Source organism: Ruoffia halotolerans, from assembly GCF_014049385.1.
Lineage (GTDB): Bacteria > Bacillota > Bacilli > Lactobacillales > Aerococcaceae > Ruoffia > Ruoffia halotolerans.
Genome location: NZ_JACAOA010000002.1, coordinates 25439 through 38871 on the forward strand (window position 1 = coordinate 25439; position 13433 = coordinate 38871).

The 13433-nt window shown below is 39.0% G+C and carries 17 protein-coding genes and 1 riboswitch; of the genes, 14 read left to right on the forward strand and 3 right to left on the reverse strand.

Features of this window, described 5'->3' with window-relative positions:
* The first annotated feature begins 97 nt into the window (after positions 1-97).
* The 14 genes from dnaX (at position 98) to HW423_RS00950 (ending at position 10815) form a co-directional block, all read left to right on the forward strand.
* The gene (dnaX, locus tag HW423_RS00885) at positions 98-2236 is read left to right on the forward strand and encodes a DNA polymerase III subunit gamma/tau (protein ID WP_218930075.1); all 2139 of its coding nucleotides are present in this window, start codon (positions 98-100) and stop codon (positions 2234-2236) included.
* Between the two features lie 23 nt (positions 2237-2259).
* Entirely contained in the window at positions 2260-2808 is a 549-nt protein-coding gene (locus HW423_RS00890; RefSeq protein WP_218930076.1) for an ECF transporter S component, read from the forward strand.
* A 428-nt stretch (positions 2809-3236) separates the two neighbouring features.
* On the forward strand, positions 3237-3554 hold the full coding sequence (locus HW423_RS00895; RefSeq protein ID WP_425328879.1) for a YbaB/EbfC family nucleoid-associated protein: 318 nt from the start codon (positions 3237-3239) through the stop codon (positions 3552-3554).
* An 18-nt stretch (positions 3555-3572) separates the two neighbouring features.
* The gene (recR, locus tag HW423_RS00900) at positions 3573-4169 is read left to right on the forward strand and encodes a recombination mediator RecR (RefSeq protein WP_138403897.1); all 597 of its coding nucleotides are present in this window, start codon (positions 3573-3575) and stop codon (positions 4167-4169) included.
* 18 nt (positions 4170-4187) lie between these two features.
* Positions 4188-4823 (forward strand): dTMP kinase, encoded by a 636-nt coding sequence (tmk, locus tag HW423_RS00905; RefSeq protein ID WP_218930077.1) that lies wholly within the window; start codon positions 4188-4190, stop codon positions 4821-4823.
* A 13-nt stretch (positions 4824-4836) separates the two neighbouring features.
* A complete protein-coding gene (locus HW423_RS00910; protein WP_218930078.1) occupies positions 4837-5166 on the forward strand; it encodes a cyclic-di-AMP receptor in 330 nt (109 codons plus the stop codon).
* A gap of 15 nt (positions 5167-5181) precedes the next feature.
* Positions 5182-6141: a hypothetical protein gene (locus HW423_RS00915; protein WP_218930079.1), complete on the forward strand. Its 960-nt coding sequence runs from the start codon at positions 5182-5184 to the stop codon at positions 6139-6141.
* 31 nt (positions 6142-6172) lie between these two features.
* A complete protein-coding gene (locus HW423_RS00920; RefSeq protein WP_218930080.1) occupies positions 6173-6532 on the forward strand; it encodes an initiation control protein YabA in 360 nt (119 codons plus the stop codon).
* Positions 6533-6556: 24 nt separating this feature from the next.
* Positions 6557-7318: a tRNA1(Val) (adenine(37)-N6)-methyltransferase gene (locus HW423_RS00925; protein ID WP_218930081.1), complete on the forward strand. Its 762-nt coding sequence runs from the start codon at positions 6557-6559 to the stop codon at positions 7316-7318.
* Complete coding sequence (locus tag HW423_RS00930) at positions 7308-7652, forward strand: GIY-YIG nuclease family protein (protein ID WP_218930082.1); 345 nt, start codon at positions 7308-7310, stop codon at positions 7650-7652. The genes HW423_RS00925 and HW423_RS00930 overlap by 11 nt, the downstream gene beginning before the upstream one ends.
* Positions 7653-7659: 7 nt before the next feature.
* Positions 7660-8529 (forward strand): 16S rRNA (cytidine(1402)-2'-O)-methyltransferase, encoded by an 870-nt coding sequence (rsmI, locus tag HW423_RS00935; protein WP_408014873.1) that lies wholly within the window; start codon positions 7660-7662, stop codon positions 8527-8529.
* A gap of 180 nt (positions 8530-8709) precedes the next feature.
* A complete protein-coding gene (locus HW423_RS00940) occupies positions 8710-9567 on the forward strand; it encodes a YdcF family protein (protein ID WP_218930083.1) in 858 nt (285 codons plus the stop codon).
* 14 nt (positions 9568-9581) lie between these two features.
* Positions 9582-10136 carry a DNA-3-methyladenine glycosylase I gene (locus HW423_RS00945; protein ID WP_218930084.1) on the forward strand — a complete coding sequence of 185 codons (555 nt, stop codon included), beginning with the start codon at positions 9582-9584 and terminating at the stop codon, positions 10134-10136.
* Positions 10137-10248: 112 nt separating this feature from the next.
* The gene (locus HW423_RS00950) at positions 10249-10815 is read left to right on the forward strand and encodes a hypothetical protein (protein ID WP_218930085.1); all 567 of its coding nucleotides are present in this window, start codon (positions 10249-10251) and stop codon (positions 10813-10815) included.
* Positions 10816-10932: 117 nt separating this feature from the next.
* Here the strand turns inward: HW423_RS00950 and mscL are convergent, their stop codons facing one another.
* From mscL to HW423_RS00965, 3 genes are all read right to left on the reverse strand, one after another.
* A complete protein-coding gene (gene mscL, locus HW423_RS00955; protein WP_218930086.1) occupies positions 10933-11307 on the reverse strand; it encodes a large conductance mechanosensitive channel protein MscL in 375 nt (124 codons plus the stop codon).
* A 120-nt stretch (positions 11308-11427) separates the two neighbouring features.
* On the reverse strand, positions 11428-12561 hold the full coding sequence (locus HW423_RS00960; RefSeq protein ID WP_218930087.1) for an NAD(P)/FAD-dependent oxidoreductase: 1134 nt from the start codon (positions 12559-12561) through the stop codon (positions 11428-11430).
* Positions 12562-12693: 132 nt separating this feature from the next.
* Positions 12694-13248, reverse strand: coding sequence for a folate family ECF transporter S component (locus tag HW423_RS00965; RefSeq protein WP_138403885.1), 555 nt, complete (start codon positions 13246-13248; stop codon positions 12694-12696).
* 40 nt (positions 13249-13288) lie between these two features.
* Positions 13289-13391, reverse strand: a riboswitch (THF riboswitch).
* Between the last annotated feature and the right edge of the window lie 42 nt (positions 13392-13433).

Here is a 13433-nt window from a genome sequence, read left to right on the forward strand (position 1 = left end):
CTTCCCTTATGACTGTGAAATATATTTTATTTCATAGTCATGAAGGGTATTTTTGTTTATAATGAGTAGACTATGAACATGTGGAAGGGGAAAATAAATGAGTTATCAAGCACTTTACCGGGTTTGGCGCCCGCAAACATTTGACGAGATGGTTGGACAACCCATTATTAAAGAAACACTAAAAAATGCCATCAAATCGAATCATATTAGTCACGCTTATTTATTCACTGGACCGCGTGGAACAGGTAAGACCAGTGCTGCTAAGATTCTAGCAAAAGCGATTAACTGTCCGAACCAAACGGATGGAAACCCATGTAATAACTGTGACATGTGTCGCTTAATTACCGAAGGTCAGTTAGGTGATGTGGTTGAAATTGATGCCGCGTCAAATAATGGGGTAGATGAAATCCGTGAATTACGTGAGAACGTTCGCTATGCAGCTAGCCAAGCACGTTATAAAGTATATATTATTGATGAGGTTCATATGCTTACGACAGCAGCCTTTAATGCTCTGTTGAAGACATTGGAAGAACCGCCTGAGCAAGTGGTATTTATCCTAGCGACGACCGAAGCCCATAAGATTCCAGCTACAATCCTGTCGCGTACGCAACGGTTTGACTTCCAACTTTATACAGATCAAGAGTTAATTGGAAGAATGGAAGAAATTCTTAACCATGACAACATCGACTATGACGAAGAAGCTTTAGCAATCATTGCGCGTTCAGCCAATGGTGGAATGCGTGACACCGTAAGTTTACTTGACCAAGCGATTTCTTTTAATACGGAAGAAGTGACTGTTGAAACCGCACTTGAGGTGTCAGGAAGCTTAAACCAAATGGCTTTATTAAACTATATCCAAACAGTTTACCGTCAAAATATTGAAGAAGCCTTAGAAATCGTCAATGACCAACTACAAAAAGGGAAACAAGCGGCACGCTTTATTGATGAATTAATCTTATTCAGTCGTGATATGTTACTAACTTTACATATTAAGCAAAACCAAACACTCCTCAGCGAGCAAGAAATTCAACCTTTACGTGAAGAAGTTCCCGTAAATTTCTATTATGTACTCATTGATACATTGAATGAAACACAAGGGAAAATGCGTTTTAGTACCTCACCAAACTTATATATTGAAGTGATGACGATTCAATTAGCCCAAACGGATAAAACACAATTGGTGAGCGGTGGGCAACAAGCTAATACAGCTAGCGCATCCAATGAAGCAGTTAATGGCGCTTTAATGGATACAGTGCGTCAGTTGGAAGAAAAACTTGCGGCCTTGTCCCAACAAGTGCAAAGTCAGGATAAATTAATTCGTGCTTACTTAGAGAACCAGCCGACTAATCAAGGTGTCCAACCGATTAATCAAGAAGGTAACGGGGAAGTGACTAATGATGCGAAGCCAGTGGCCGAAGAAGCACCGAAAGTCCCACGTAAACGACCTGCTCGCCAACAAGCGCGCTATAAATTGAGATTAAATCATGTATACCGTGTATTGAATAACGCGACACATCAACATATTCGTTTGATGAAAGAGCATTGGCCAGCGGTCTTAGGTGAATTGTCACCTCAACAACGAGCAAAATTCTTTGAAACAGAACCTTTAGCAGCCGGTGAAGGCAGTGCTTTAATTAGCTTCCCGAATCCAGCCTATGCTGGAGACGTCCAACACGACCGTGAATTAATGAAGTACATTGAAGACGTTGTTGAGCAAAAAACTGGCATCTCAATGAAAATCATTATCATCTTAGCAAGTGAATGGGCGGATGTCCGTAAGAACTATGCGATGTTACGTAAGAAAAATAACGGCGCACCGATTCCAATTGAAGAAGATGAAACTGACGACGTAGAAGAAACAGTCGAAGTCGAGACAATAGCTGAAAGTGAAGTGCTAAATAACCAAACTGATACAGAGGAAGTCGTTGACGAGCAAGCAACATCCACTCAAGAAGTGTCTGAAAAGACACAAGAAACGCCTGTTAGAGAAGAGAGTCAGGAAGCTCCAGCAGAAGAGCCCCAAGAATCAAATCATTCGATGGATTCACTTGAAGCGTCTTTGCCGAATTCGACGAGAAGTATTGATGACATCTTCTCGCAAGAAGGATCACCCAGTCATCGCACTATGGAATTAGATAATAATGAACCCGAAGAAGAGGAGGGACCCCCTGAGATTGTGAGCAAAGCCATCGAATTGTTCGGTGAAGAGAATGTAAATATTTATTATGATCGTTAAAGATATGAGAGGAGGTATTGAATATGAATAATGAAAAGATTGATACAAGAGATTTAACTCAGATAGCTACGTATGCTGCCTTAATTGTCTTGGCTATTTATATGATTCGAATCCCAATGCCATCAGCGATTAGTAATACGTTTGTCCATCCAGGGAACGCCTTAGTGATATTAGCTATATTGTTTATGGGCTTTAAAAAGGGAACGATCGCCGCTTTACTTGGCTTAGCGATTTTTGATATTACGTCCGGCTATTTACCAGTCGTACTTTTCACCTTAATTGAGAACTTTATCGTTCTATTAGTGGTAGAATGCATCTTTCGTTACGTGTTTCATTACGATAACCGAATGCGAAACATTATCGCACTAGGTATTGTCGGAGCAGTGACTAAGATTGTGTTGATATTTTTCAAATACATCATCCAACAATTGATGTTAGGTTCAGTCCTTGGTGGCGCAGTGGCTAGCGCGATTTCAGCACTGCCAGCTTCTTTATTTACTGGCGTTGTCACAGCTATTCTAGTCCCGTTACTATATTGGCCAATAAAGCCGGTCTTTGACCGTTTTAAATAAAATACTTAAATAAAACTCCGTTTAGCTTAGGCCTTGTCAATATCGGACAAGAAATAGGCTAGATGGTTTTTTTTAGTATAGTATTTTGAAAATTATAGCAATAATATTGTTAATCTAGGAATAAGAAAAGCCTTTATAGATTATTATATGAAAAATGCCGTTGGTAGTCCGAAAAACATGAGATTATGTTATAATAGAGCTAAGCATTTAAGCTTATTTTGTTTGTGCAAAAATGACAGAATGATGCATAAAAAGAAAGATAAGATGAATCGTTTGACGAGCGGATGAAATCATTGGCTCTATCGCACTAACATAAGTAAGAAAAACATTATATTAGTATATATAATGAACAATAATAAAAAGTGAGAGGCTGAGTGAGCGAATATTTAAGTAAAATATTGCTCGCCCAGAAAGCACAAAAAGGAGATATATTTATGAAAATGGGAAACATGCAAGGTATGATGCAAAAAATGCAAAAGATGCAAAAAGATATGGAGAAAGAACAAAAAGCGATTGAAACGTCAATTTTTGAAGCATCTGATAACAATAACTTAGTAACAGTTAAAGTAACTGGAGCAAAACGTATCGTTGAATTAGAAATCAAAGAAGATTTAGTGGATCCAGAAGATATCGATATGTTACAAGACTTAGTCATTGTGACTGTGAACGATGCTTTAGCACAAGTTGATAAAGCAACTGAACAACGTTTAGGGAAATTCACTCAAGGATTAAACTTACCGTTTTAGTAGAAAGTAGGAGACTGTATGCAATATCCAGCGCCGATTGCGAAGCTGATTAATTCCTTTACGAAATTACCAGGGATTGGAGCAAAGTCAGCCGCAAGACATGCTTTCTATGTGCTTGATATGAACGAAGCAGATGTTTTGGAATTTGCACAAAACTTAATTAACGCAAAGCGTGACTTAACGCATTGCAGTATTTGTGGAAATATTACAGACTCTGATCCATGTATTGTATGTACGGATGAAAGTCGTGACCGTAGCCAAGTGCTTGTTGTAGAAGATACTAGAGATGTCATGTCAATGGAACGAATGCAAGAATTCCGTGGCCTGTACCATGTATTAGGTGGCGTTTTGTCACCGATGGAAGGAACAGGGCCAGAGGATTTAAATATCCCAAGTTTAATTAAACGACTTGAGGATGAGACAATAAAAGAAGTGATTATAGCGACCAATGCTACCGCTGAAGGTGAAGCGACGGCGATGTACTTATCACGCTTAATCAAACCTGCCGGGATTAAAGTAACACGTCTGGCCCACGGCTTATCTGTAGGTAGTGATATTGAATACGCAGATGAAATGACTTTATTTAGAGCCATTGAAGGTAGACGCGAGTTATAAATGAGTTGGAGTGTAGAGATGACTAAAGGAAAATTTATCTCACTTGAAGGACCTGATGGCTCAGGTAAGACAAGTGTAGTAAGAGCACTAAAAGAAATATTAGAGGCATCTGGGTACGATGTATTAACTACGAGAGAACCTGGTGGGAGCCCCATAGCGGAACGTATCCGAGAAGTGATTCTAGATGTGGATAATACCGCTATGGATGCAAGAACAGAGGCTTTACTATTCGCTGCGAGTCGTCGTCAACATTTAATAGAGACGATTTTACCAGCCTTAGAAAAAGGCCAAATCGTTATTACAGACCGATTTGTAGATAGCTCTATTGCATATCAAGGCATTGCGCGAGGCATTCCAGTTGAAGATATTTGGGCGATTAACAAATTTGGGATTGAAGACCATATGCCTGATTTAACATTGCTCATTGATGTCTCAGCAGAAGTTGGTTTGGAGCGTATTTATAAAGCCCAAGGCCAACGTCAATTTGACCGCTTAGATCAAGAGAGTATTGATTTCCACCAAATGGTGCGAGAAGCTTTCTTGAATTTTGAAAAAGATAATGACCGAATTATATTAGTGAGCGGCAACCAAAGTGTTGAAGAGGTTGCACAAGAGTGTATCGCAATATTAAAAGACAAGGAACTTATAGATTAAGAGGAGGATCATCATGAAATTAGTCATTGCAATTGTACAAGACCAGGATGAAGCTGTATTAGGAAATGCGTTTCGTGAGGCCAATATTTCCGCTACTAAATTAAGTAGTACAGGTGGATTTTTAAAACACGGGAATACGACCTTTTTAGTTGGAGTGGAAGACGATAATGTGGATAAAGTCTTAGGTATTATTCGCGATTGTTCAGAGCAAAGAGATCAAGTCGTTGCTTACCCAGCGAACTTAGATATGAACTTAGACGTCGCAACGTCATTCCCGATGAAAGTTGAAGTAGGTGGAGCGATTGTATTCGTATTACCAATTGATAGCTTCTACCGATTCTAGTCTAGAGGTGTCTATATGGGGCAATTAAGTCATTATTTTTATGAATTAATTCACCAAAACCGACTCGTGCATGGCTATGTCTTTACGGGTGATGATTATGAAAGTAAAGAGCATGTCTCAACCGAACTGATTAAAGCATTAGGTTGTTTGAATAAGGATGAGGTAGGTCACCCTTGTGGCGTATGTGAACATTGTCAAAAGGCACAAAATCATCAATTAGCTGACGTCGTTTCAATTCAGCCGGACGGGCAATCCATTCGAGTGAATCAAATTCGTGAACTGAAAGAATGGTTATCAACCAGTCCGATTGAAAGTAACTTCAAGTTAGCAATCATTGAAAGTGCTGAAACAATGAACCCTTCGAGTGCGAATGCCTTACTGACCTTTTTAGAAGAACCTGTTGAAGGAGTTTACTTAGTTCTTTATACTCAAGACAAAAGTAATCTGCTGCCAACGATTCAATCCCGTGTTCAAAGTGTTCACTTTCCAAGAGCGAATGTGAGTGAGCGAGTAGCTTACTATATTGAAACTGGGGTATCCGAGGCGCATGCCCGTATTTTCGCAAAGATGTCTTCGGAAACTGCCCAAAGACTTGTGAGCGATTATGAAGAAGCAGACGTAACGAATTGGTTTAAATCGTTGAATTATTTTTATTCGACACTGGCTCATGGGAATCTTCATGCAGTGATCTTAGTTCAAACCCAACTAAAAAACTCCTTGAGTACTCAACAGGCTTTAGACGGTATGGATTATTTATTAATCTTAAATCATAGCATGTTGAGAATATTGTCAAATACTGAAGTAGAGAATTTAACCCAAGCTTATTTTATTAACGAAGTGATTAAAACGAAACAACCGTCGCTAGCACATATTTTAGAATTAAATGATTTGATTCTTGAGACGAAACAACGATTACAGGCAAATGTTGCGCCTCAGTTAGCTACGGAACGCCTTGCTATCTTAGCAAGTCAATAATATATACGAAGAAGAGAGGGTGTGCCAAACAATGAGAGACAAAAAAAATTACTTAGAAATGTTTGATGAAGCAGAGACACATTTGCTTCAGTTAAGTGATACAGTGGCACAGCTGAGAGAAGTCATTGACAACTTAGTTGAGGAAAACAATAAACTACGTATGAGTAACAATGATTTGAAAAGTCTGTTAATTAAATTCCAAACAGACGCTCAAGAAGAAGTGACTGAAGGGGAAGAGGATAGTCAGACAAGTAGTGGGCGCGAGAGTCTTCTAGGCTTTTATAACGAAGGGATTCATGTGTGTCATGAGTTTTTTGGATCACGTCGTTCTTCTAATGAGCAATGTTTGTTCTGCCAGGAAATTCTAGAACGCTTAGAAAATCATTCATAATATACATTTTGAGGAGGCTTGTTCATGGATGTTCAAAATAAATCTCAACTCGTTCATTCAACTGAACGAGTTGATTCATTTTTAGGTGGAAAGTTAGGTATTATTCAAAGTACAGAGTATTTTACTTTATCAGTGGATGCTTTGTTGCTAGCAAATTTCATTAAATTACCTAAAGGAAATAAATTTAAATACTTGGATTTTTGTAGTGGCAATGGGGTCATCCCGCTACTTCTGTCACATCGAACAGAGGCACCATTAAACGGTATTGAACTGCAAGAACCTTTAGTAGATATGGCAAGACGCAGTGCGAAGTGGAATGGTAAAGAGGACCAAATTACCTTTGTTCAAGGAGATATTAATGATCTAAAACATACACAAGGGCAATTATATGACATTATTAGTTGTAATCCACCGTACTTTCTAGCAGAAAGTAGTAATGCGACCCACCGTTTGACAAGTCATGCTATAGCGCGTCATGAATTGATGCTGACGATGGAACAATGGGTCAAAAAGGCAAGTCAAATTATGCGAGAAAAAGGTAAATTATTTATCGTTCACCGCCCGAGTCGTTTAGATGATTTAATCGAAACATTGCTAAATCACCATTTCAGTATTCACCGTATTCAGTTTATTCATCCGAAGAAAGACATGAATGCGAATGGTGTCCTAATTGAAGCGATATATCGCGGAGGACGTCGCGGTGTGAAGATTGAACCGGTAATTGTAGTTCATGAAGATAACAATGAATATACACCGACATTGATGGCGATGTATAATGGCGAGTAAACAGGCATATTATTTCTACGTCTTATTCTGTCAAGACGGCACGCTATACGGAGGTTATACCGTTGACTTAGCTAACCGCTTGGCTACCCATAATGCGGGTAAGGGAGCGAAATATACCCGTGTTCGCAAACGACTTCCGGTTCGCATGATCTATGCGGAACGTTGGGAGAGCAAGTCGTTAGCAATGAGTGCTGAAGCAAAATTTAAACGATTAACCCGCCCCCAAAAGGAAAAATACTTAAAAGAGCATGGACAAGCAGATGTTAAAAGCCAACAACTTGTCTTTGTAAATAAATTTACCGATAATAAAGACGAAGAGCCAATAGAGGAGTAGGATCAGTGTGCAACAACATAGTTTCCAACAACAAGAAGCAGGAATATTATATTTAGTGCCAACACCGATTGGTAATTTGGAAGATATGACGTTTAGGGCCGTCAATATCTTAAAAGAGGCTGATATTGTCCTAGCTGAAGATACACGAAATACGATTAAGTTATTAAATCATTTTGATATTCAAGCGAATTTACGTAGTTTTCATGAACATTCACGCAGTCATGAAGTCACAGCTTGGGTTAATGAACTACATGAAGGTAAGACAATCGCCTTAGTTAGTGATGCCGGAATGCCTTTAATTAATGATCCTGGGCAACCTCTAGTTCAAGCTTGTCTGGAAGAGGATTTGCCAGTGGTGGCGTTACCAGGAGCGAATGCGGCTTTAACTGCCCTAGTTGCTTCAGGTTTACCAAGTGAACAGTTTACTTATTACGGCTTTTTCCCACGAGGTAAAGCAGATCAAAAAGCGGCTTTAGAAATTGTCGGGCAAAGAGACGAGACGGCGATTTTTTATGAATCACCCTACCGGATTAAACAAGCTGTATCGCAAGTTGTGACGCATTTAGGAGAAGACACGCAGGTTGTCATCGCGCGTGAACTAACAAAACGTTATGAAGAATACATTCGCGCGAGTGCAGCGGAAGTGAGTGAACATCTTAAAGACCGTGAACTTAAAGGGGAATGCGTCCTATTAATCGAAGGTGGCTCTGTGAAAACAGCCATAGACGAAGCGGTATCGAATTTACCTTATAAAGAACATGTGGAATTAATGATGACCACCAAAGGGATTCAAGCGAAAGATGCCATTAAAGAAGTTGCAAAAATTCGTGAAGTTAAAAAGCAAATTGTTTATAATGATTATCATAACTTAACTTAAAAATATTCAGAGGGGGGAAAAGGAGTGCTATTGTATGGAATTGCCATTGTATTTTTGGTGCTATTTCTCCTCTCTTTTTTGACGAATTATTCTTGGCTCCAACCGTCTGCCTTCGCTTTGTACGGTTTAAATAGCTTTTTAATGGGCTTGGTTTTACAAAGTAATTGGACACCTGTCTTTATGTTTCGATATTTTTTATATATTATTAGTGGCTTTTTCATTGCGGCAGTGCCCTTTGTCTTATTACTGATTGCGATCTTAGCAATTAATCAGACCGTCCGGCAACCTTCACCGAGGATTTCAAGGACGATTTTTAATCTTATCCTAGCTTTTACCTTGCTTGTCTTTGTCGGGGCAACGATTTGGGCATTGTTACGTTTGAATGATATTCAAATCCAAGAAATTATTGGTATTTATATTTACTTATCGATTTACTTTGTAGGGACGTTTCTGTGCTATATTACGCTAAATTTTGCGATTAGTTTGTGGTCGAGAGGGAAGCAAGCAACGATTTTACTAGTCTTAGGAAGTCAGTTAGATGACATAGATAATGTGACGAATGTCTTGAGACGACGATTAGACGAGGCAATTCAAATGTATTATAGACAGAAGAGCCGAACTCATTCAAAAATCACAATTATTGTTACCGGAGGTCCTCAGCATCAATCAACGTATTCAGAAGCTGAAGGGATGGAGAATTATTTAATTCAAAAAGGAATCCCAGCCGAAGATATCTTATTAGAACCACGAGCGAAAAATACGGATGAAAACTTTAAATTCGCCAATGAGCTAATTAAAGAACATCGCCTGTCCGGGAAAGTGGCGGTCATTACGAGCCGCTTTCACTTGATGCGGTCGACCTATATTGCGCGCCAAAGTCGCTTTAAAGCCTACTATCAAGGCGCAGGTACACCATCGTATTTATGGCCATTCTCAATTATTCGTGAATATATAGCTTATATTTTACTTACTAGCGAGCTGAATTACGCTTTTATCATCTTATTAATTGCGATTGGCTTGTTCGATATTTTAAATTAAGGAGAGTGGACAAAATGACTGAAATCAAACGCTGTGAATGGATTGCGGGCAAACCGGATTATTATGTGAAATACCATGATCATATCTGGGGAGTGCCGGAACATGACGATCAATCGTTATTTCAATGGTTAATATTGGAAAGCTTTCATGTCGGCTTGTCCTGGCAACTCGTCTTATCCAAAAAAGAGAACTTTATAAACGCCTTTGATCATTTTGCTTATGAAAAAGTTGCTGAATACGGTGAAGAAGATATTGAACGCTTAGCGAACGACGCAGGAATTATTCGCCACAAAGGGAAGATAAAAGCGGCGATTGCAAACGCACAAGCCTTTATGAAAGTTCAAGAAGAGTCCGGCAGTTTTGATGCCTATATCTGGGGCTTTGTTTCAGGTGAGCAAGTCGTGAGTCAATTAGATGAGGAACGTCCTACTCAAAGCCCCTTAAGTGATGCAGTGACAAAAGATATGAAGAAGCGAGGCTTTAAATTTATTGGCAGTGTCACGATTTACTCATACCTTCAAGCCATTGGCATTATCAATGACCATGATTTAGGGTGTGACTTTCGTTAAAAATTAAATAGGTTCTAAAATAAATTAAGTGTAAAATAATAGAAGAGAAGTCAGATTTTGCTCACCGAATTGGTATAGGGGTTGTGCTACTAATAAGTAGTGTCATTCCGATTTGACTTTAACAACACCCTCGATGCTTCGAATAATTCCAGAGAATGTCAGTGAAGCGATTGGAATTAGTGCGCTGTTCTTACTTGTAGCCTTAGGTGTCGGTGTGATGATCTTTGCGAATATGCGTATGCAAAACTTTGCGTTTTTAGAAGAAGCTTTTGAGTTGGAGTTCGGTGTTCGCGGATTTGTCGAGAAAGAGATTGAGAATTATCGTCCGATTCATACGCGACAATTATCCTTTGGCGTTGCTTTAATCATAGTGAGCGTACTTCCAATCATTATCATTAACCTACTATTTCCAAGTTTTGCAGAGGAACATATTGGCTATGTTGTAGGGGTTTTTCTAGCAGTGGTTTCTATGGCTATCTATATGTTGATTTCTACAGGGATTTATTGGGGCAGTTTGAATACATTACTTAATCACCGTCAGTCAGAGGATGAGGAAAGTGAAGTGGTTGATCGTATAGCCGGTATTTACTGGCCAATAGTGACTGCCATCTTCTTTGGTTATAGTTTATCACAGCGGATTGGGGACGCAGTTGGTTCCTTTGGCCGATTGCAGCTATGATCTTTGCAGCCCTATCTGGTGTAGTGGACTTCAGAAGTCAAAACAACGAATAAAAGAAAAAAAAGCTCAGGCACCTTGTTAATTTAACAGGGTGCCTGAGTTTTGATGTCTAAAGAATTATTTTTTACGTAATTCTCCTAAAATTTCTTCTAATAATTCATTTTCAGTTGGTCCAGCAGGTTCTTCGTCTGGAGCAACGATTTTTTTATTTTGTACTTTCTCTAAAGCTTTAAGTGTTAAGTATAAAAATAAAGCCACTAAGATAAAGTTAATAACAGCTTGTAAGAATAACCCAACAGCTAATTCAGTGTTACCAATTGAAATAGCAACACCGGATACATCTGCTTGACCTGTAAGTGCCACAATAATCGGCATGAAAATATCGTTAACTAATGAATTAACAATTGCAGTAAATGCTGAACCCATAATAATACCAGTTGCCATAGTGATAATGCTGTCGTTCGCAATAAAGCCTTTAAACTCTTTCCACATAAGAACATCCTCCTCAATGATAATAATAAAAATAAATTGCTAATTCAAATATACCACGTTTTCAATTAAAACTCTAATCATGTGATTATAAGAATTACTTATTTTGGCAGTGTTAGCTGACTATTGAGCGTTATTTGCCTGAATATACTTTTCAATCGGAAAAGCTTCTTTATCAATGTCCCAAGCATCAGTTTCAACGAGCTTTGCCCACTGATAGCCTAAGAATGGCCCACTTGTTAGACCAGATGATCCTAAGCCACTGACTGCCCAGACATTGTCTAAGTCTGGTACTACACCAACAAGCACTGAGAAATCTGACGTATGCGCCCGTGTTCCTACTTTAGATTCAACGATGTCATGGTCATCAACACTTGGCATCCATTTTCTAGCTTCATCTCGTAATTCATGTAGCACAGCTTCATCAACATCTAAGTTGTCGCCTTGGTCATCTTCGTGTGTTGCACCAATGATAATTTCACCATTATTGAATGGGATGATATCACTTTGTCCTGGAGGCATGATCACTGGCCAATGCTGGTAAATCCAGTCAGTATGTTTAAGCACAAAGAGTTGACCCTTTTGAGCACGAATATCAACCTTGTATCCTAGAGGTTCTAATAAGTTTGTTAAACCAGGACCAGGAGAAAGAAGTAAGCGGTCAAAATTATGCTTAGCCACCGAAGGGGTAGAAATGTAGATATCCCCACTTTCTTTCTTAAGTTGGGCTTTTTCACGAATAATTTTCCCACCTAAGTCTTGAATCGCTTGGTGAAGTGTATCAATAAGGGCATCACCATGAACGCGACCCCCACCTTCAACCCACGTCGCTGGATGATCCGATTCAATTAAAGGTAAATAATCCGAGATATCTTCTGTTGAAAGTTTCTTAACTTCTCCAATTGAAGGTGAAGCTTCTTGTTTCGCTTCTGCTTGATCAAGGTCTTTTTGAACGCGTTTATCTGTATTTCGAATCATGATCGTACCATCGATTTGATAGATGGCGTCTGTATTATAACCATCATCTTTCAAATCTTGCATAAACTGATGATAAAACTCAGCCCCTTTAGATACTAGAAAGTACCAAGGCTTATTCCGACGTAAAGAGAACCAAGGACAGATAATACCTGCAGAAGCGCGCGTAGCTTGGCCAACTCCGTGGTCAAAGACTGTGACTGTGTGACCAGATCGCGCTAAATAGTAAGCCGCCGTTGAACCGACAATACCCCCACCAATAATTGCAATTTTTTTAACCATACTATCACCTTTCCTGATTACTTGTTCCTTATATTATAAAGGAATTTTATGTAAAAAAACAAAAAATCTCTGCCCAACGTGCCAGTAATCACTGGACTCGCACGCTAGACAGAGGGTATTTATTGAATGTTTTTAAAATTGATATTTTTTAATGAGTTTTTCGATGGTTGGTGACTTGAATAGGAACGTTAATATAATCGTGTTAATTGGTAATGAGATTAGGTTTTTAACAATTCTCATTGGCATAAAGGCAGCCCATGCGCGGCCATACATCATGCGAATCCACACGGAATTCAAACCTAAATTGATAATTAATGTCACGAGTAAAACCGCAACAAACACACGTTTCCAACTGATTGGCTTACGCCATAGAACCCAACCGTAAATCCATCCACCTAAAGCGGCACTTAACGTGAAGCCAGGGAAAAAGAACCCACTCCCACTAATGAAAAAAGTGATTAAGTCCGTAACTGTTGACACGAGCAAAGCGAAAAGTGGACCAAATAAAATCCCACTAAAGGCTGTACCGACAAAGCCAAGGCCGATTTCAACTAAGTTACCGAAATTTAAAGACGGTATGAAACTTAAGACAATCCTTGCGGCGATCATAACCGCCATTAAAGTTAACTGCGACGTTGTAACTTTCCTTGGTCTAATGTTCTGCTCGACGTCTACCTTCTTGTTCATATGAATACTCTCCTCTTTCACAGAGAGCCACATAGTGATATGCAGCGAATGCAAAAATAAATCGCACCTAGTTCAGTGAACCAAGTTTCGTTTCTTAGCAACATCCCATCTAAGAACACTTCACGCTTATTTTTTACTCTGTTATCTTTTATTTAATTGTTTCCAATTATATCTTCATTATACTG